This is a genomic window from Arthrobacter sp. TmtSoilC48, assembly GCF_059739425.1.
Map to the genome: position 1 here is coordinate 4,437,748 of NZ_AP046049.1, position 18,979 is coordinate 4,456,726.

17 protein-coding genes are annotated in these 18,979 nt (G+C 62.9%); 14 read left to right on the top strand and 3 right to left on the bottom strand.

The genetic code is table 11. The annotated features are described in order from the left end of the window. Window positions 1–33: 33 nt before the first annotated feature. The 11 genes from AC6I97_RS20360 (at window position 34) to AC6I97_RS20410 (ending at window position 12,349) form a co-directional block, all read left to right on the top strand. Window positions 34–990, top strand: a complete 957-nt coding sequence (locus AC6I97_RS20360) for an ABC transporter permease (RefSeq protein ID WP_224094398.1) — start codon at window positions 34–36, stop codon at window positions 988–990. Between the two features lie 3 nt (window positions 991–993). Beyond that, the gene (locus tag AC6I97_RS20365) at window positions 994–3,105 is read left to right on the top strand and encodes a dipeptide/oligopeptide/nickel ABC transporter permease/ATP-binding protein (RefSeq protein WP_497946450.1); all 2,112 of its coding nucleotides are present in this window, start codon (window positions 994–996) and stop codon (window positions 3,103–3,105) included. After that, window positions 3,102–3,908 carry an ABC transporter ATP-binding protein gene (locus AC6I97_RS20370; protein ID WP_497946451.1) on the top strand — a complete coding sequence of 269 codons (807 nt, stop codon included), beginning with the start codon at window positions 3,102–3,104 and terminating at the stop codon, window positions 3,906–3,908. The genes AC6I97_RS20365 and AC6I97_RS20370 overlap by 4 nt, the downstream gene beginning before the upstream one ends. 37 nt (window positions 3,909–3,945) lie before the next feature. Then, window positions 3,946–4,863: a dihydrodipicolinate synthase family protein gene (locus AC6I97_RS20375; protein WP_497946453.1), complete on the top strand. Its 918-nt coding sequence runs from the start codon at window positions 3,946–3,948 to the stop codon at window positions 4,861–4,863. An 18-nt stretch (window positions 4,864–4,881) separates the two neighbouring features. Continuing rightward, complete coding sequence (locus tag AC6I97_RS20380; RefSeq protein WP_497946454.1) at window positions 4,882–5,859, top strand: ROK family protein; 978 nt, start codon at window positions 4,882–4,884, stop codon at window positions 5,857–5,859. Between the two features lie 12 nt (window positions 5,860–5,871). After that, complete coding sequence (locus AC6I97_RS20385; protein WP_497946457.1) at window positions 5,872–6,558, top strand: N-acetylmannosamine-6-phosphate 2-epimerase; 687 nt, start codon at window positions 5,872–5,874, stop codon at window positions 6,556–6,558. Between the two features lie 104 nt (window positions 6,559–6,662). Continuing rightward, on the top strand, window positions 6,663–8,120 hold the full coding sequence (locus tag AC6I97_RS20390) for a dihydrolipoyl dehydrogenase family protein (protein WP_497946459.1): 1,458 nt from the start codon (window positions 6,663–6,665) through the stop codon (window positions 8,118–8,120). Window positions 8,121–8,189: 69 nt separating this feature from the next. After that, window positions 8,190–8,960 carry a P-loop NTPase family protein gene (locus tag AC6I97_RS20395; RefSeq protein WP_497946460.1) on the top strand — a complete coding sequence of 257 codons (771 nt, stop codon included), beginning with the start codon at window positions 8,190–8,192 and terminating at the stop codon, window positions 8,958–8,960. Further along, window positions 8,957–10,993 (top strand): YhgE/Pip family protein, encoded by a 2,037-nt coding sequence (locus AC6I97_RS20400; RefSeq protein WP_497946461.1) that lies wholly within the window; start codon window positions 8,957–8,959, stop codon window positions 10,991–10,993. Before AC6I97_RS20395 ends, AC6I97_RS20400 begins: the two co-directional genes overlap by 4 nt. Continuing rightward, entirely contained in the window at window positions 10,990–11,643 is a 654-nt protein-coding gene (locus AC6I97_RS20405; RefSeq protein ID WP_497946462.1) for a TetR/AcrR family transcriptional regulator, read from the top strand. Before AC6I97_RS20400 ends, AC6I97_RS20405 begins: the two co-directional genes overlap by 4 nt. Window positions 11,644–11,728: 85 nt before the next feature. Further along, window positions 11,729–12,349 (top strand): hypothetical protein, encoded by a 621-nt coding sequence (locus tag AC6I97_RS20410; RefSeq protein ID WP_497946463.1) that lies wholly within the window; start codon window positions 11,729–11,731, stop codon window positions 12,347–12,349. A gap of 42 nt (window positions 12,350–12,391) precedes the next feature. Here the strand turns inward: AC6I97_RS20410 and AC6I97_RS20415 are convergent, their stop codons facing one another. Beyond that, window positions 12,392–13,303: an EamA family transporter gene (locus tag AC6I97_RS20415; RefSeq protein ID WP_224167456.1), complete on the bottom strand. Its 912-nt coding sequence runs from the start codon at window positions 13,301–13,303 to the stop codon at window positions 12,392–12,394. Window positions 13,304–13,377: 74 nt separating this feature from the next. Between AC6I97_RS20415 and AC6I97_RS20420 the strand changes: the two genes are divergently transcribed. Continuing rightward, window positions 13,378–14,304: a LysR family transcriptional regulator gene (locus tag AC6I97_RS20420; RefSeq protein ID WP_497946466.1), complete on the top strand. Its 927-nt coding sequence runs from the start codon at window positions 13,378–13,380 to the stop codon at window positions 14,302–14,304. A 57-nt stretch (window positions 14,305–14,361) separates the two neighbouring features. Here the strand turns inward: AC6I97_RS20420 and AC6I97_RS20425 are convergent, their stop codons facing one another. Both AC6I97_RS20425 and AC6I97_RS20430 read right to left on the bottom strand, forming a co-directional pair. Continuing rightward, window positions 14,362–14,886, bottom strand: coding sequence for a SixA phosphatase family protein (locus AC6I97_RS20425; protein ID WP_309931775.1), 525 nt, complete (start codon window positions 14,884–14,886; stop codon window positions 14,362–14,364). 205 nt (window positions 14,887–15,091) lie between these two features. Then, on the bottom strand, window positions 15,092–15,958 hold the full coding sequence (locus tag AC6I97_RS20430) for a winged helix-turn-helix domain-containing protein (RefSeq protein ID WP_224166449.1): 867 nt from the start codon (window positions 15,956–15,958) through the stop codon (window positions 15,092–15,094). A gap of 666 nt (window positions 15,959–16,624) precedes the next feature. On the opposite strand from AC6I97_RS20430, the gene AC6I97_RS20435 reads away from it, so the two are divergent. Both AC6I97_RS20435 and AC6I97_RS20440 read left to right on the top strand, forming a co-directional pair. Next, window positions 16,625–17,365, top strand: coding sequence for a response regulator transcription factor (locus tag AC6I97_RS20435; RefSeq protein WP_309931777.1), 741 nt, complete (start codon window positions 16,625–16,627; stop codon window positions 17,363–17,365). Between the two features lie 3 nt (window positions 17,366–17,368). Next, on the top strand, window positions 17,369–18,862 hold the full coding sequence (locus tag AC6I97_RS20440) for a sensor histidine kinase (RefSeq protein ID WP_309931779.1): 1,494 nt from the start codon (window positions 17,369–17,371) through the stop codon (window positions 18,860–18,862). Window positions 18,863–18,979: the final 117 nt, after the last annotated feature.

The window sequence follows — 18,979 nt, forward strand, 5'->3', positions numbered from 1 at the left end:
ACCAGCAGCACCCCCAACCAACCGGAGAACAAATTGGTCACGATATTGCGTCTGCTTGGTCGCAGGCTTGCAGCATTGCCATTGATGATCCTGGGCATTACGTTGCTCGTCTTCCTCGTCCTGCAGGCCGCCCCCGGCGACCAAGCCAGTTCCGCCCTCGGTGACGGCGCCAGCGAAGAAGCCAAGCAGCAGTACCGCCAGGAAAATGGCCTGAACGATCCCTTGGTCCTGCAATACTTCCGTTTCCTTGGGAAGCTGCTGCAGTTTGACCTCGGCGTCACAACCCCGCCCGCAAAGTCGGTGGCTTCCATGATCGGCTCTGCGTTCCCTTTGACGCTCCAGCTGACCTTCCTGGGCGTCATTATCGCGATTGTTCTTTCCCTGGCATTCGGCATCCTCGGCGCCCTCTACCGCGACAAGTGGCAGGACCAATTGGTCCGCGTCTTCTCGATCGCCGCGATCGCCACGCCGTCGTTCTGGCTTGGCATCCTGCTCATCCAGTGGTTCGCCCTGGGAAGCAACCCGATGTTCCCCTCAGGCGGAATTGCGACGCCGGAATCCGGCTTTGGCGGTTGGCTCAACTCGATGGCCCTTCCGGCACTTGCGCTCGGCATCCCCGTCTCAGCGTCGTTGATCCGAGTGGTCCGGACCTCCATGGTGGAAGAGCTTGACCGCGACTACGTCCGCACAGCCATCGGCAACGGCGTCCCCTACCGCGAAGTGGTTTCCAAGAATGTTCTCCGCAATGCCCTCGTCACCCCGGTGACCGTGCTGGGACTCCGCGTGGGCTACCTGTTGGGTGGCGCCGTCGTGATTGAAATGATCTTCGCCCTGCCCGGCATGGGCCAGCTGATCCTCAACGGCATCACCAACCTGGACGTCAACCTGGTCCAGGGCGTGGTGCTCACCATCTCGGTCACTTTTGTTCTGGTGAACATCGTGGTGGACCTTCTCTACCTGCTCATCAACCCCCGAATCAGGACGGTATAGCTCATGCGCAGCAAGCTCGCAGAACGGCTAAGTGCCCCGGGCATCCGCTTCAAGGCCCTGCCCTGGGGCTCCCGCATCGCCCTGCTCTTCCTCGTCATGATTGTGCTCGCGGCCGTCCTCGCGCCGGTCATCGCTCCGCACGATCCCCTTGAGACGTTCATCCCGGCAACCCCGCCTGGCGCCGAGCACTTCTTCGGCACCGACCGCCTGGGCCGCGACATCTTCTCGCGCCTCCTGTTTGGAGCGCAGTCGTCGCTGTTGATCGGCCTTGGCGCGGTTGGCCTGGCGATCCTCGCCGGTGCACTGCTCGGATCCTTCGCCGCGACCTCCAGCAAGTCGGTCAACGAGATCATCATGCGGCTCATGGACATCCTCATGGCGTTCCCGGGCATCGCACTGGCCGCAGTTTTGCTGGCCGCGTTCGGCAACTCGGTCCCGACCATCATCATCGCAATCGCCATCATCTACACGCCTCAACTGGCCCGCGTGGTCCGCGCCAACGTGCTTGCGCAATATGGCGAAGACTACGTTCGTGCCGAACGCGTGATCGGTGCAGGCCGGTTCTACATCCTGGTCAAGCACATCGTCCGCAACACCGCCGCTCCCGTCCTGGTGTTCGCCACAGTGATGGTGGCAGACGCCATCATCCTGGAAGCCTCACTCTCCTTCCTGGGTGCCGGCGTTCAGGACCCGGCGCCCTCGTGGGGCAACGTGATTTCCTACGGCCGCAATCTGGTCCTGTCCGGTGGCTGGTGGGCCACCACGTTCGCTGGCCTGACAATTCTGCTGACCGTCCTGTCCCTGAACATCCTCGCCGAGGGCCTCACCGACGCCATGGTGAACCCGAAGCTGCGCCGTGCTCCTGCCGTGAAGGACGACGACGGCTCGGCCGCGGCTATCGCTGTTGATTCCGAGGTCGCCACCTCCGTTGCCCAGCCGTCGGTGGTGGAGGAACACGAGCTCGACGGCGTTCGGCCGGCTTTCGGCGACACCGTCACTTCTGATGGGGGCAGCTCCACCGTCCTCACCGATGTGAAGCTGGCCGCCGCCAACCCGCACCTCCTCCTGGACCGCGAATTGGAACTGCTGGCAGCCATTGAAGCCAAGCGCACGGACCGCCTCCCGCAGGTCTCCCCCGGAGCCCGCAATGTCCTTGAGGTGAAAAACCTGTCCATCCGCTTCCCGGGCCGTTTCGGCGAGACCGCAATCGTGGACAACGTCTCCTTCACGGTCCGCGAAGGCGAAACCATGGGCCTGGTGGGCGAGTCCGGTTGTGGCAAGTCGATCACGTCACTCGCTGTGATGGGCCTCCTGCCCAAGACAGCACAAGTCACCGGTTCCATCCTGTTTGATGGCAAGGAACTCCTCGAGGCGAAGACGCCGCACAGCAACCCCAAGGCCTATGAGGGCCTGCGCGGCGAGCAGATTGCCATGGTCTACCAGGACGCGTTGAGCTCGCTGAACCCATCGATGAAGATCAAGGACCAGCTGGAGCAGCTCACCAAACGTGGTGGCCGAAAGACACCTGCTGAACTGCTGGAAATGGTGAAACTGGACCCCGCCAGGACGCTTGCCAGCTACCCCCATGAGCTCTCCGGCGGCCAACGCCAGCGCGTGCTGATCGCCATGGCCCTGTCCCGCTCACCGAAGATCGTTGTTGCCGATGAGCCCACCACGGCCTTGGATGTCACCGTGCAAAAGCAGGTGGTGGATCTGCTCAACGAACTCCGTGAGCAACTTGGTTTCGCCATGGTATTCGTCAGTCACGACCTCGCGTTGGTGGCCTCCTTGGCCCACCGCATCACAGTCATGTACGCCGGCCAGGTGGTGGAATCCGCACGGGCTTCCGAGCTCCTGCAGAACCCCAAGCATGAGTACACCCGCGGCTTGCTGGGTGCCGTCGTCTCCATCGAGGCCGACGCCGTCCGGCTGCACCAGATCCCCGGCACAGTCCCTTCACCGCGCGATTTTGCTGCGGGCGACCGCTTCGCGGCCCGCTCACTCAGGGCCGACGCCGATCCCAACCAGAAGCTCGTCCTCACCACCGTTCCAACCGCCAACGGTGACGACGCCGACCACTACTGGGCGAGCCATCTGAAGGAGGACGCAAAATGAGCGATTCAGGCTCCAAGCCGGTCATCGAGCTCAAAGACGTCAAGGTCTACCACCATGCAAGGACCGGCGGACTTTTCCGGCCCAACATCGTCAAAGCCGTCGACGGAGTGGACTTCACCATCAGCCGCGGCGAAACCGTGGGCATCGTTGGTGAGTCCGGCTGTGGCAAGTCCACCCTCGCGTCCGTACTTGTGGGACTCCAACCACCGACGTCGGGCAGGGTCTTGTTCCACGGAAAGCCCGCCATCAAGCGGAACGCCGCCATGCGAAAGCAGTTTGGACGCTCCGTCTCGGTCGTCTTCCAGGACCCGGCTACGGCGCTCAACCCGCGCATGACCATCCAGGACATCCTCACCGACCCCCTGCAGATCCACGGCATCGGGAACGCTTCCAGCCGTGCTGCCAAGGTCAAGGAACTGTTGGCGCTGGTTGGCCTGCCGCACTCGGCAGCGGAGGTGACGCCGTCGCAGGTTTCCGGTGGTCAGCGCCAGCGTGTGGCAATCGCCCGTGCATTGGCGTTGGATCCGGACATCATTGTGGCGGATGAACCGACGTCGGCCTTGGACGTTTCGGTCCGCGCGCAGGTCCTGAACCTGTTGTCTGACCTGAAGACGCAGCTGAACCTCGGCATGGTGTTCATCTCGCATGACATCCAGACCGTCCGCTACGTCTCGGACCGTATCTGCGTCATGTACTTCGGCAAGATCGTCGAACAAGGCACAGCCACCCAGGTCTTCGACAACCCCAGCAACGACTACACCAAGAAGCTGCTGGGCGCCGCGCCGAGCCTGCTCCACATCTAGCTTTTCCTTTCACAAGTTACAAACAACGGAGAATTCTGTGTCCACTCAGTTCCAGGGCGTCATCCCCCCGGTCATCACCCCCCGCCACGCCGACGGCAGCATCGACACCGCATCGCTGAAGAACGTCACCAAGCACCTGATCGACGGCGGTGTGTCCGGACTTTTCGTCCTCGGCTCCTCCGGCGAAGTCCCCTACCTGACCAACGCCGAGCGTGAGCTGGTGGTCTCCACCATCGCCGACGCCAACGCCGGAGCGGTCCCACTGATCGTCGGCGCCAACGAGCAGACCACCAACCGGGTGATCGAGGAAGCGCGGAAGGTGGTGGATCTAGGTGCCGACGCGATCGTTGTCACGTCCATGTACTACGCCATCGGCAATGCGGCGGAAACCGAGGCGCATTTCCGCAGCATCCACGCCGCCATCGAGAAGCCGATCTTCGCGTACGACGTCCCGGTCCGCACGCACTTCAAGCTGCCCACGGACCTCCTGGTACGCCTCGGCCGCGACGGCGTCATAGCGGGCGTCAAGGACTCCTCGGGCGACGACGTTTCGTTCCGCCAACTGCTGCTCGCCGCCAAGGACATTCCCAACTTCGATATTTTCACTGGCCACGAAGTTGTGGTGGACGGCGCCCTCCTGGGCGGTGCGCAGGGCGTGGTTCCGGGTCTCGGCAACGTTGATCCGGCCGGCTACCGCCGCCTGTTCGACGCTGCCCAGACGGGCGACTGGGCTCTCGCAGCAAGGGAGCAGGACCGTCTGGCCGACGTCTTCGAGATCGTCTACACCCCTAACGGCCGCGTGTCCGGCGGCGCTGCTGGCCTGGGTGCTTTCAAGACTGCACTTCAGGTCATGGGAGTTATTGAGTCCAACACCATGAGCGAGCCCATGCTGTCCCTGAACTCCGAAGAGACGGCGCTGATCCGTGAAATTCTGGAACGGAACGGGCTGGTCTAAATTTTCATGACCGCTTCCATGACCCACGTGGTCGGTGTTGACCTCGGCGGCACCAAAACTGCCGCCGGGGTTGTTTCCGAGCTTGGTGAAGTGCTCATGTCGGAGACCATTCCGACGTTGAACAGGGACGGTGGCGAAGCGATCCTCGACGCCACTGCGACGCTGATCGCGGGCTTGGTGGAGCGGGCTGCCGACGCCGGAGTTACAGTTTCCGGCGTCGGCATCGGCTCCGCCGGGGTTATTGATGCTTCTTCCGGGGCCGTGGTGTCAGCCACGGATGCGATTCATGGCTGGGCCGGGACTGAGCTTGTTTCGGGGCTGTCCACCCGTCTTTCCCTGCCTCTTTCGGCGGTCCGGGCCGTCAACGACGTCCACGCCCACGCCCTCGGTGAGGCTTGGCTTGGCGCGGCCGCCGGCTCCTCAAGTTCGCTCATGGTGGCGTTCGGAACCGGCGTCGGCGGGAGCTTTGTGCTGAACGGCGCACCTGTTCTCGGACACCGCTTTGTTGGCGGGCATGTGGGTCACTTCGCGTCGCCGCTGGCTGTATTTGATGGCGTGCCGTTGTCTTGCGTGTGCGGTGGATCAGGACACGTCGAGGCCGTGGCTTCGGGGCCCGCCATCTACGAGTCGTACCTGCGCTTTGGTGGTTCCTCGCGTGAGGCAGCGGACACACGGGGCGTGTTTGCGCTGGCCGCTTACGGAACTCACGACGGCGGTGCTGCCGCTGTGTCGACTGACGGGCGCGCCGCCGCCTTGCGTGCCGTTGGTCTCGGCGCGGCCGCCGCAGGCCAAGCGGTGGGCGGACTGATCAACATTCTTGACCCTGAAACCGTGGTGATTTCTGGTGGGCTGGCCGACGCCGGCGAGTTTTGGTGGAAGCCCATGGAGACGGCTTTGCGCCAGGAATTGCTGGCACCGTTGACCGAGGTCCCCGTGCTGCGGGCAACCCTGGGCAACACCGCTGCCATCGTTGGTGCCGCGAAACTCGTCCTTTAGAAGAGAGACAACATGATCCTGACCCCCGAAGGCATCAAAGCCCTCCGTTCCCAGCTGATCGTCTCCTGCCAGGCGTATCCGGGCGAACCCATGCGCGATCCCCGCACCACGGCCCAGGTGGCGGCCTCGGCTGTCATCGGCGGTGCTGCGGCGATCCGCGTCCAAGGGTTAGCCGACGTACAGTTCGCGCGTGCCGCCGTCGAAGTTCCCATTATTGGCCTCTGGAAGGACGGGCATGATGGGGTCTTCATCACCCCCACTCTCCGGCACGCGCTTGCCGTGGCTGGTGCCGGTGCACATGTTGTCGCGATTGATGGCACACGCCGGGCTCGCCCGGACGGCTTGTCCCTTCAGGCGACCGTTGCCGGCATCCACGCCGGGTCCCACGCGCTGGTCATGGCGGACTGCGGTTCCTTTGACGATGCTGTTGCAGCCGTTGAAGCCGGCGCGGACCTGATCGGCACAACGTTGGCTGGTTACACCGGCGAGCGCCCCAAGACCGACGGCCCGGACCTGGAGTTGCTGGAGCAGATCGCCTCTGCCGAACTGGGCAAGCCGCTCATCGCCGAAGGTCGCATCCACACCCCCGCCCAAGCGCGTCAGGCCCTCAATACCGGCGCGTTCGCAGTGGTTGTGGGCACCGCGATCACGCACCCGGCCACGATTACGGGCTGGTTCAAGGGCGCGATGCACGCATAAGGGCTCAGCCCCCGCGTTGCTGGGCCTGCTCTGCGCCCCAAAACCCACGCTAAGCGCGCAAAACGGGCCTCACAACGCGGCGGTAGCGGTTGTAGGCTTCTCCCATGGCTGCCGAAAACTCCCGTGAATTCGACGTAATTGTGATCGGCGCGGGCGCCGTTGGGGAAAATGTTGCGGACCGCGTGGCTCGTGGCGGACTGACGGCAGTGGTTGTGGAAAGCGAACTGGTTGGCGGCGAATGCTCCTATTGGGCGTGCATTCCTTCCAAAGCGCTCCTCCGGCCAGGCAGCGTGCTCCACGCGGCGCAGGGAATTCCCGGAGCGTCGGAAGCGGTCACTGGAGTTATCGACGCAAAGTCGGCCCTGAAGCACCGGGACTGGTTCACGAACAATTGGCAGGACGGGAGCCAGGTCGAATGGCTGGATAGCGCCGGCATCGAGCTGATCCGTGGGCGCGGGCGCATCACAGGACCACGCGAGGTCCAAGTGGACGGGCTCGACGGCAATAGCTACGCGCTCAAAGCGCACCATGCCGTGGTCGTGGCCACAGGTTCCACACCTACCATCCCGGATATCGAGGGCCTCAAGGACGTACCCTTCTGGACCACCCGCGGTGCCACTGCGGCAAAAGTCATCCCACAGCGGTTTGCGGTGCTCGGAGGTGGAGTGGCCGGCGTCGAATTGGCCCAGGCTTTTGCCCGCCTTGGTTCCGTGGTGACACTTATTGCTCGTGGTCGCCTTCTGAGCAGCTATCCAGAAGAGGCAGCTGACCTGGTCCTGGCAGGGCTGCGCGCCGATGGCGTAACAGTCCACCTCCACACGGATGTGGACAAAGTAGAAAAGAACGACGACGGCTCGGTCACGGTCACGTTCAACGGCGGGACCGTCACGGCTGACAAAGTCCTGGTCGCATCCGGCCGGCATCCGGCATTGGCCAATTTGGGCTTGGAAAATGTGGGCGTTGAACCGCAGAACGGAAAACCGCTCCGGCTCACCACGGATGCCAGTGGGCTGGTGGAGGGCCCGGCAAGCGATGGCACCAGTGGACTGTGGCTGTACGCCACAGGCGATGCCGCGGGCAATGTGTTGCTTACGCACCAGGGCAAGTACGAAGCCCGGGCTACCGGCGATGCCATCGTTGCCCGGGCAAATGGCAAGCTCCAGGGCACGCCCCGTCCCTGGAGCGCGTGGGCACATACGGCCGACGAGCACGCCATTCCAAGCGTCGTCTTCACAGATCCGGAAGTGGCCTCGGTGGGTCCCAGCCTTGAGCAGGCCCTGCTCCAGGGCAAGCACGTCACGGGAGTGGAGTTGCCCATCAACGTCTCCGGATCCCAGCTCTATTCCGCCGATTACAAAGGGTGGGCGCAGATCGTGGTGGACGAGGACCGGAAAGTCATCCTTGGCGCTACGTTCGTCGGGCCGGGGGTAGCTGAACTGCTCCACTCGGCCACCATCGCGATCGTGGGCGAAGTCCCCTTGGACAGGTTGTGGCACGCTGTGCCGTCGTACCCCACCCTCAGCGAGGTGTGGTTGCGGCTTTTGGAGAAGTACGGCCTCTAGCGCTTATTTGAACTGACTGGTCAGTTCAGTTAGACTTTCAGCAGACACAATTTCTGCGAAAGGCTCATTGTGCTGTCCGTACAGCAACTTCAGATCAACGGCCGCCGGGATGACCTCCTTCCGGCAACGTCACTCCAGGCCCGTCGTGGCGAACTCTTGCTCGTGGCCGGCGAAGGCCAGGATCAGCGGACCGCCTTGGCCTTGGCACTCAGTGGCCGCATGAAACCCAGCAACGGCGTCCTCAGTTGGGACAACAACAGCAAGACCAAAAAGATCCGGCTGGCGAGCGCCTTGGTGGATTCGCCCGGCGTCAATGAGCCTGAACAGCATCTAAGCGTTCGCGACCTCGTCACAGAGGACCTCTCCCTCATCCCCCGCCGTTACCGTGGCGCGCTGCTCAGCAAACCGTGGCTGAAGATCAACAGCTTTGAAGACATTGCCGGCTTGTGGATCGAACAGCTTCCCGCCGGCCGCCGGCTCGAGCTCCTGACTGCCCTCGCCTTGGCAGATCCAGCTACCGACCTCCTGGTGGTCGATTCACCCGATCGCCACAGCGCCGATCCCGCGGCGTGGTTGCCCCGGCTTGAGGCACTGGCGTCCGACGCCGGGCGGCCCCTTGCCGTCGTCGCCGTCGTCAGCGCCCTCCCGGACAACTGGGCTGGCCCTGCTGCCGTAATTGGCAACTCAGTGGCCCACCCGCAGGAACCGGAAACCGTTGAAGTGTCCGAGCCGGCACAGGCGACGAACGCGCAAGCGACAACGAGCCCAATCCCGGCCCGCGAGATTCAAGACGACGCATCCGAACCCGAATTCAAAGACCTTCAAAGGACTGCAAAGTGACTGTTCTGCGGCTTGCCCGCTCCGAACTCAAGCGCATGACCGGCGGGCTCCTGCCCAAGCTGACCATCCTGGCCCTGACCATGGTGCCGCTGCTCTACGGCGCGGTGTATCTCTACGCCAATTGGGATCCGTACGGCAATCTGAACCAGATCGACGCCGCATTGGTGGTTGAGGACACGGGGGCAACGTCCAAGGATGGCACCGAGCTGCAGGCTGGCAAGAAGGTTGCTGACAGCCTGGTAGACGGCCACGTCTTCAACTGGAAGCAGGTTTCCAGCGCCGAGGCCGCAGAGGCTGGTGTTCGGACCGGCGAATACGCCTTCGCTCTGCGGATCCCCAAGGACTTCTCCGCAAACCTGGTCTCCCCCGGCAGCTTCGACGCCGCCAACCAGGCGATGCTCCATGTCACCACGAACGACGCCAACAACTACCTGCTGAGCACCATCGTGGACAAACTCACCACAGCAGTTCATTCAACGGTCGCCAAGGAGGTCGGCGAGGAAACAGCCAACCAGCTCCTCACCGGCTTCGGTACCATCCATGCCTCCATCGTGAGAGCTGCGGACGGAGCGTCCGAACTCGCCACGGGAGTGGGTCAGCTCAGTGACGGCGCAGCAACGCTGCACGACGGCACAACCCAGTTGGTCACCGGGGCCGATCAGCTGGTCGCTGGTCAAACGCAGCTCCGCGACGGCGCTGTGCAACTCAATGACGGCGCGGGCCAGCTGAGCTCGGGCCTCACGGAGCTGAAGAACAAAACGGCTACCCTCCCGGCGGATTCGCAAAAGCTTGCCGACGGTGCGGCGCAAGTAGCCGCAGGGAACGCCGAGCTGAATGCGAAGGTCCAGGACGTCGTCGGGCAGCTGGATGCCGCGGACAAGGGCCTCCGCAACCGTGTTGTGGAATCCAACACCCGTCTGGTCAGCGCCGGCGTACTGACGCAGGAGCAGGCAGACAAGGTCCTGGCGGACTTCGACGCGGCCGCCGCATCAAGCCCCGTCACGGACGCAAAGGCCAAGATCGCCGGCGACGCAGCCAAAATTCAACAGCTCTCGGATGGTTCAGCTGCCGTGAGCGCCGGGGCATCGAAGCTCGCCGCCGCAACGCCTACTCTCACTGACGCGATTTCGCAGGCAGCGGCCGGAGCCGGGCAGCTGAAAACCGGGGCGTCCGCGCTGGCCGCCGGCCAGCAGAGCGCACTGGACGGTGCCATAAAGCTCGACGACGGCGCCCACCAACTCAACGACGGTGCCGGACAGCTTGCCACTGGCGCAGTGAAGGCTTCCGATGGCTCACATACCCTGGCCACAGAGCTTGCCAAGGGTGCCGGGGAAATCCCGAACCCGAACGATGAACAGAAGAGCAGTGTTTCCAAAGTGATCGCAGATCCGGTCGCGGTGGACAACGTATCGCAGGCCAAGGCAGGTTCTTATGGCGCCGGCCTGGCACCCTTCTTCCTGACGCTGGCGCTCTGGATCGGTGTGTTCATGCTGGTACAGGCCATGCGACCTATCACCCAGCGGGCGCTGGCGTCGAACGCCCCGGCATGGAAAATCGCCGTCGGAGGCTGGCTTCCGTTCTTCGTTGTCTCGGTCCTTCAGGCCACGATCCTGACCCTCGTGGTGAATTTGGGCCTCGGCTTGAACTCCGCCCACCCCGTGGGCATGTGGCTGTTCATGCTCGCCGCCGTAATGGCGTTCAGCGCGATCATCCAAGGCATCGTGGCGCTCATGGGAACCCCGGGCAAGTTCGTGGTGCTGATCCTGCTGGTTCTGCAGCTCGTGTCCTCGGGCGGTACGTTCCCTTGGCAGACCACCCCCATGCCACTTCACGTGGTGCACGAAGTCCTGCCCATGGGCTACGTCGTCACCGGGATGCGGCATCTGATCTACGGCGGCGAACTCAGCATGATCTGGCCGACGGTCCTGGGCCTGCTTGGATACACTTTGCTGGGAGCGGCACTGTCCACGCTCGCTGTCCGCAAACACAAGATGTGGACCCTCAAGACGCTGAAGCCGGAGATCGCAGTATGACCAGCACCCAGCCGGCAGCCCCTTCAGAGCCGGGGCCCGCCGCAGGAACCGCGGAAAAGAAGCTGCGTCCCGGGCGCACCAACGCCACCAAGCAGCGCCTCTTCGAAGCGTCCATGGAGCTGATTGGCGAACGTGGCGCCGCTGGAGTGACCGTGGATGAGATCGCGGCCGCGGCCGGCGTGTCCAAGGGAACGGTCTACTACAACTTCGGCAGCAAGTCGGACCTGATCGCGCAGCTGCTGCGGCACGGCGTGGACATCATGCTGGTACGCCTCCAAGCAATCGAAGGGCAAAGCAGCGATCCCCTGGAGGCCATGAAGAACATGGTGGGTCAGGCCATGGAGTTCATGGACGAGTACCCGTCTTTCGCGCGGCTGTGGGTGAGCGAAAACTGGCGGACGCCCGGCGAGTGGAGTGCCGTGTTTGCGGAGCTACGAGGCGAACTCCTGGCCGTGATCGGTTCGGCGGTGGAACGTGTGGCCGCCGGATACAAGGTGGACGAGTCAATCGTCCGCGGCAGCCTGGAGGCGGCCATTTTCGGGGCCATCTTCGTGGTGGGACTCGACCGGCAAACCTACAACCCCGAGCGCACCCGGGAACAGAGTGTCGCCGCGGTCATGACCATCATGCACGGGTACGTCGTGAAGTAGGTCTTCCCCGGGAACGGTATCCAACTGCAATCTACGACGGCGTGGCGCGGCCCGCTGGTCGGCGATGATTAGACTCATGCGTCACATGGGGAACAGCGGAAAGCTTGCGGTGGTAGCCGCTTTTGTGTCCCTCGGGCTCTTGGTGCTCGCAGCCGTGGTCCTCGAAGAACTGGTTCTGTACTTGTTCCTGGGAGCGGTGCTGACCTGCTATTTGGCATCGATAGTGCAGGTCTTCAACCGGCGGCGATACCTCGTGGTTCTCCTTGGCGCTGCCGGGACCAGCCTGTTCATCGGCTTCAGCATTGCATTCCTGCGCATGTGGGGCCTCGCGTTCAACCAGGACGCCAACGCCATGGGGAGTGCTGTAAGCACCGAGGACTCAGACATCTACTTCTACCTGGCCGCAGTGGCTGGGGTGGGGACGCTGGCTGTGCTGTTCCTCGGGGCGGTCTGGCCATCGTTTGGTTTCAGCAGGGCCAGGCAACCCGTCCCAGTGCCTAAGCGGGCCACAACGCCAACCAAACGAGCTGCCAGCTCACGTCCAGCCGCACCTGCAAAACGGCCAACTACGTCGACGGCACGTCCTTCGAGCGCCGCAAAAGCCTCTCCGGCGAAGCGTCCCGCAACACCCCGCACGCCTTCGACGGCAGCCAAGCGTCCGCCGTCGGGCGTTTCCACACAGCGCAAGCCCGCCTCCAAGCGCTAGCCCCCTGCGTTGCGACGCCCGCTCTGCGTGCTTCGCGGGCGATTAGACGCGCAGAGCAGGCCTCACAACGGGAGTTTCCGGACGTTTTCGTGAGGCGCCGAGCACGGCGGTCGCGACTCCGACGAGCAGGATCAGCCCTCCCATAATCTCGGGCGCCGTTGGGATTTCGTTCAGGACCAGCCAGGCAGCCGTCATGCCGACCACTGGAACCAGCAGCGTGAACGGCACGACGTCGGAACTCGGGTAGAGCGTCAACAGCCGGTTCCAGATGCCGTACCCGATAAGCGAGGCGAAAACCGCCGTGTAGATGGCGCTCAGGATGGTGGGTATTTGGAGGTCCGTGATGGTCGCCCACACTGTGCTGGGGCCGTCCACTACGAGTGACAATCCCGCCAAAGGGAGCGGCACTACGGCCCCGGACCAGACCACCAACCCAAGGCCCGACGCCGCTTTCGAGTGCCGCGCAACCACGTTTCCGATCGCCCAGGACAACGCCGCCGCCAGCACAATCATGAGAGGCAGGATAGGAGCCACGGCACTGCGCCCCACCGCGACCACGCCCAGACCCGCGAGGCCGAGCACAACGCCCAGCATCTGCCTGCGGCTGGGCCTCTCGCCAAGGAACCGGGCCGCGATCAGCACTGTGAACAGCACCTGCGCCTGCAAGACGAGGGAGGCCAGGCCCGCGGGCATCCCCAGAGCCATGCCCAGGTACAGCAGTCCAAACTGACCGGCACTCATGAAAAGCCCGACGCCGATGATCGCCTTCCAGCTCACGTCGGGTTTGCGGATAAACAGAATGAACGGAAAAACGACCAGCAGGAATCGGAAGGCGACGAACAGCAACGGCGGGACATCGCGGCCGTTGGCGTGGAGGCCAAGGTCTATCGCGACAAAGTTCACGCCCCAAAGGACAGCGACGAGGACGGCGAGGGCGGAGTGGCGAAGGTTCACAAGAATCACTGTGGCATCTCGAATGGTTTAAGCACCAGCGTTGAATTCTGTATGAAATCAAGTAGGTTTACTTCATGATCGACATTTCAGCTCTGCGCGCCCTGGTAGCTGTGGAACAGCACGGATCTGTCGTGGCCGCCTCGGACGTGATGGGCTACAGTCCTTCGGCGGTTTCCCAGCAGATAAAGAAGCTGGAGAAGCAAACCGGAGTGGCCGTCCTGGAACGCAATGGCCGCGGTGTACTCCTTACGGAACGGGGCCTTGCCCTCGCCGGCTATGGACGGCGAATAATGGGCGAACTCGAGGAACTCCAGGCAACACTCCTCGCCGATCCCGCGAAGCCTTCCGGGCTGCTGCGGCTGGTGGCGTTCTCAACGGCCTGCCGTGGCTTGGTGGGGCCCATGCTCGGACGTATCGGTAGGGATTCGGAACTTGAAGTCAGCGTACTGGCGGAGGACCCGCGTGAAGCCGTGCACCGGGTTGCGTCAGGCGAGGCTGAGCTTGCGGTAGTGCATAACTGGAACTCCGTGCCGCTGGTCATTCCTGAGAACCTGGCGCACGAGGACCTCTGCCTGGACCAGGCCGACGTCCTCGTTAACAGCAGCCACGAACTTGCCGGACGGACCGTCGTCGAGCGTGAAGACCTGCTGGACGAAACCTGGGTCAGTACGCCGGCCGGCGCCATCTGCAACGAAGCCCTCCTCCAGATCTTCGCCGGGCTTGGGAGGGTCCCCGATATCCGTGTCTACGATCCCGATTTCTCCACCCATATTGCCATGGTGGAGCAGGCCGTGGCCGTAGCACTGGTGCCTCGGCTGGGCAGGCCACCCCTGCCACCCGGCGTCGTTGCAGTGCCGGTCGTCAACCCCATCCAGCAGCGAGCCGTCGGAATCGTGTATCGAAAGACCATGACCGCCAGCCCCAATATCCGGCATGCCGTCCGGCTGCTGCGCGAAGTGGCGGCAGAACACGAGCTGCCCGTCCGCCCTGAACCCAAATAGCTCGCAATAGGGGTTGTTTTGAGCCCTCGAAACAACCCCTAATGCCAGTCAGTTGGGTTACTTGCGCGGCACTTTGAAGTGCGTCAGACGAGCGTCCTGCCCATCCAGCTCCGCCCATGGCTTCTCAGTCTCCATCACCGTCAAAGCACTGGTTGGGAACCGTGTGGCGGCATCCATGTAGGCATCATGGTCCGAGTCGCGCGAAGCAAGATGCATGGCCAGGTCCTGGACACCGGGCATGTGCGAGATCACCATCAAGGTGGTGACAGTGTCCGGGACATGGTTGATCACGGTCAACATCCGGTTTGCCGAGGCAGCGTACAAGCCGTCCTCGAGCTTGGGCGTCGGGGCTTTGTCCCCCAACTCATCGCACACCCACGTGCAGGTTTGGCGGGTCCTCAGCGCAGACGAGCACAGAATGAAGTCTGGAACTACCCCATGCTTGAGCAACCATCGCCCAGCCAGCGGAGCTTCACGGTGTCCGCGTTCCTCGAGGGGACGTTCATGGTCCGGGACCCCCATGGGCCAATCCGCTTTGGCGTGGCGCATGATCACCAGGCGCCTGATGTGATGGTCACTCATTCCACAACCTTAGCGCCGCGAAGGCACATGCTCACTGGCCCCGAAAGTTCGAAAGCGGCCCACCGAAGAGAGGGCGCTGCAGCGCAGCGGGGCATCCCGAAAGCGCCGTTGTTGCGTGAGGTACGAGCGCAGGCGCCGAGAGATCGTCCCGCGAAAGCGAAAGCGCCCGCCCTTTACAGGACAGGCGCTTTCGCGGAAGCAATGGCTAGATCGAGTATTCCGGAGCGGCCCAGACGATGACCTCAGGGTGCTCGTAGAAGCGGTAGCCCTGGCCACGCACGGTGCGTACGGTGTTGGCGAGGCGGCCCAGCTTGGAGCGGAGGCGGCGGATGTGGACGTCGATGGTGCGCTCGTTGGGCACTTCTTCGGCGTTGCGCCACAGGCCCTCAAGCAGTTCGTCGCGGCCAACCGTGCGGGTGCCGTTTTCGACGAGGTAGTTGAGGAGTTCAAATTCCTTGAACGTCAGGTTCAGCGACTCACCGTCGAGGTGGACTTCGCGGCGGGCGAGGTCGATCAACACGCCGGAGGGGCGGGCTTCCTGCTGCGGTGCCGGGCGTGAAGCCTCGGTGCGCTGGCGGGCGGCGACCGTGGGGTCACCGAAGGTGGAACGTACGACGTCGAGCGCGGAGCCGGGTGCCCCGGCGGGTGCGACGGCGACTGCAGCGTAGCTCTCAGCGCCGGTGACCAGGGACTGGGCGTAGGCCCGGATTTCCTGGGCGAGCTTGGCAATGGAGGTTCCAGCCGCTGCTGCAGTTTCTTCGTCAATGCCCATGTAGAGCACGAAGCCGCGGGCCACGTTGTCGTTGGCAACGGGACGGAGGCGGTCAGACTGCGCAATGACGGGAGTAGGCGCCGTCATGGGTGCTGGCTCATTGGTGGGAACTGCCCGCAACTGGCCGTAGGAGTTGGGGTTGTAGCCCTGGGGCACGTAGCCGGGAGCCTGCTGGCCGTTGCCCTGGGTGGCGGGGGCGTAGCCGGGGCGGTTGCCGAAGCCGGGGCGGAGGCCTGCGTTGGAAGCGGCCTTGTTGGCGTTTCGGACGGAGATGTGGACGTAACCGGATGCAACTGACATGGAGTGATTACCTCAAAAGTGAATAGCCGTCATCGCGGCTTCGAATGCTGGTTGTCCCCGCAATGAGTTTGGGGAAGGGCGCCCAACGCTGGGCTAGGGGGCGAATGCCTGAAACTTCTTCGGGGTGGAAAGTTAGGCTTGCATTCGACAACAGCGGGTCTCGTCGCCAGCGGGTGTGCTGGACCAGATTGCTGCGGCTGCAGGTGCTGTTGAGTTCTTGTTCACATTGGAAGTGTGCAACGTAACAATGGCAACACGCAAGTAACAAAGCGTGAAACCGTCCACATTTTGAGACAAGAGGGTCTATTGTGCCGCAGATCACAATTCTTCCGTCGCGGAAAATGAACGTCATTTCATTCGGTCTCGGTGAGAAATATTCGGCTTATCATGAATTTTCTTCGGCAGATGGTGCATGATGACCTCCCTGATTCCCATGAGGGGCAAAAGGACGGAATCTCAAGATCTGAAACACTTGCTGTCCAATCGCAACCTGCTCCAAGCTCGAATTTTTCCCTCAAAATCTGCTACAAGCCGTAGAAGGCGAGTATTCACTGCCGCACTCCCGCAACGCCTACCAATGAACTCCCACGTGGCTAGTGTTGACCTCACAGCATCCTCACAGGACCGGCAAAGCTTCGGCAAACCAGCAGAATGGAGAGTTGTCACATGGCATCCCCGCACTCCATGACGAACAACCTTCCCCAGCTTTCCCACCCGGACGGCTCCCCCATCCGAGCCTTGGTGGTGGACGACGAACCGAGTCTCGCTGAGCTCATGAGCATGGGCCTCCGCATGGCAGGCTGGTCCGTAGCGGTGGCAGCCGACGGACCGGAAGCTGTGAAGCTTGCCAAGGACTTCCGCCCCGACGTGCTGGTGCTGGACGTGATGCTTCCAGGATTCGACGGCGTCGAGGTCCTCAACCGGATCCGCGCCTTCGCGCCGGAAGTGCCCGCACTGTTCCTCACGGCCAAGGACGCTGTCCAGGACCGCATCGTTGGCCTGGCCGCCGGCGGGGACGACTACGTCACCAAGCCCTTCAGCATGGAGGAGGTTCTCCTGCGCCTGCACCGTCTCGTACAACGCTCGGGCGTTGCGGCCATGGATACAGCGGAACTGGTGGTGGGTGATCTCACCCTCAACGTGGACACACGGGAGGTTTCGCGCGCCGGCGAGGACATCCAGCTCACGGCAACGCAGTTTGAGCTTCTTCGTTATCTCATGGAGAACCCCAAGCGGGTGGTCAGCAAGGCACAGATCCTTGACCGCGTCTGGGACTATGACTTCGGCGGGCAGGCCAACATCGTGGAACTGTACATTTCCTACCTGCGCAAGAAAATCGAAGCCAACCACCCGCCAATGATCCACACCATCCGTGGCGCTGGCTACGTCATCAAGCCTGCGGACTGAATCTTGTCCACCTCTTCCGGAGTAGCCCGTAAGACCCAGCGGAACTGGCTCAATCCCTCCACCTGGCATCTGCGCACGCGGTTGGTCCTGGTGGCGATGGCATTGCTGGTGGCGATTTGCGGTGCAGTTGGAGTGGTTAGTTACGCCTCCATGGACATGTACTTCAACAAACAGCTCGACAAGCAGTTGGAGCAGGCGTCAGGCCGCGCGAATGACTTCGGCAGACCGCCGTCGAACTTTCCCTCCAGCGGTCGGCCGGATCCCCTTGAGGCCCGTGGCCAGGGCGCCGGGACACTTAACGCGAGGATCGATGGTTCCACGGTCATCAACTCGGGCTTCCTCAACGCAAACGGTCGCCGGGTCGCACTCTCGGCAGAAGACAAGCAGGTCCTGCTCTCGCTCCCCCGCGACAACCGGCCCGTAGACCGTTCATTGTCCAACGGCGACTATCGGCTGGTGGCAGTTGAGACCAACTACGGCGATGTGATTGCGACAGGCCTGCCGTTGGCTGACAAGCAAAATGCCGAGGCCTCGCTGGTATGGACCATGGTGTTTGTTTCACTTGGCGGCCTGGTGCTGATCGGCCTCGCCGGCACCGTCATCATCCGCCGGACCATGCGGCCACTGGAGCAACTCTCGGAGGTTGCAACGAAAGTATCGCGCCTTCCCCTCGACGCCGGTGAGGTGGCACTCGCGGTGCGCGTACCGCCGTCGGCCGCTCATCCTGGAACTGAAGTTGGCAGCGTGGGCCACGCTTTGAACCAAATGCTCAACAACGTTTCCAGGGCCCTGGAAGCCCGTCAGGAGAGCGAAACCAAGGTCCGGCAGTTCGTTGCCGATGCCTCCCACGAACTTCGGACACCGCTGACCGCCATCCGTGGATACACCGAGCTGCTTCGTATGACGGAGAACTTCACGGAGGACGGCAGGAAGTCGCTGGCGCGGGTCCAGAGCCAGTCGGAACGGATGACCACGCTTGTGGAGGACCTGTTGTTGTTGGCGCGCCTGGACGAAGGCCAGCCGTTGAAGGTCACGGATGTTGATCTGACGCAGCTGGTGATCGAGACAGTCAGCGACGAAAAGGTGATGGCACCGGACCACATCTGGAAGCTCCAACTCCCTGACGAGCCCATTACGGTGCGCGGGGACGCAACCCAGCTGCATCAGGTGCTGGCCAATCTGCTGTCCAACGCCCGCAAGCACACCGATCCAGGTACCACGGTGGTCACAGGCGTCATGCTTTCCGCCGACGGTAGCGCGGTGGTCACAGTCACGGACAACGGGCCTGGTATTCCGACTGCTTTCCAGGGGCGAATCTTCTCGCGTTTTGCCCGGGCTGACGCGGCGAGATCGGGGTCGGAAGGGACCTCCGGATTGGGCTTGTCAATCGTCGAATCCATCGTCCAGGCGCATGGCGGCAGCGTGGAAGTAACGTCCCAGCCGGGACGCACGGAGTTCACTCTCCGACTCCCCGCAGCTTTGAACGAACGCATATAACGAATCGGGCAACATGACTCGCCGTGAACGTGATCTCTGTTACCCAAATGTGACTTAAGCCGAAACCTCCTGTACCTTCGAAAGGGTGGGTCGCCCCTAACTGGCCCACACCCGGGA

Excerpts from the sequence above, each read along its gene's own strand:
- AC6I97_RS20365 (WP_497946450.1), top strand. The coding sequence starts at position 994 with ATGCGCAGCAAGCTCGCAGAACGGCTAAGTGCCCCGGGCATCCGCTTC.
- AC6I97_RS20370 (WP_497946451.1), top strand. The coding sequence starts at position 3,102 with ATGAGCGATTCAGGCTCCAAGCCGGTCATCGAGCTCAAAGACGTCAAG.
- AC6I97_RS20380 (WP_497946454.1), top strand. The coding sequence starts at position 4,882 with ATGACCCACGTGGTCGGTGTTGACCTCGGCGGCACCAAAACTGCCGCC.
- AC6I97_RS20385 (WP_497946457.1), top strand. The coding sequence starts at position 5,872 with ATGATCCTGACCCCCGAAGGCATCAAAGCCCTCCGTTCCCAGCTGATC.
- AC6I97_RS20390 (WP_497946459.1), top strand. The coding sequence starts at position 6,663 with ATGGCTGCCGAAAACTCCCGTGAATTCGACGTAATTGTGATCGGCGCG.
- AC6I97_RS20405 (WP_497946462.1), top strand. The coding sequence starts at position 10,990 with ATGACCAGCACCCAGCCGGCAGCCCCTTCAGAGCCGGGGCCCGCCGCA.
- AC6I97_RS20410 (WP_497946463.1), top strand. The coding sequence starts at position 11,729 with ATGGGGAACAGCGGAAAGCTTGCGGTGGTAGCCGCTTTTGTGTCCCTC.
- AC6I97_RS20420 (WP_497946466.1), top strand. The coding sequence starts at position 13,378 with ATGATCGACATTTCAGCTCTGCGCGCCCTGGTAGCTGTGGAACAGCAC.
- AC6I97_RS20425 (WP_309931775.1), bottom strand. The coding sequence starts at position 14,886 with ATGAGTGACCATCACATCAGGCGCCTGGTGATCATGCGCCACGCCAAA.
- AC6I97_RS20430 (WP_224166449.1), bottom strand. The coding sequence starts at position 15,958 with ATGTCAGTTGCATCCGGTTACGTCCACATCTCCGTCCGAAACGCCAAC.
- AC6I97_RS20435 (WP_309931777.1), top strand. The coding sequence starts at position 16,625 with ATGGCATCCCCGCACTCCATGACGAACAACCTTCCCCAGCTTTCCCAC.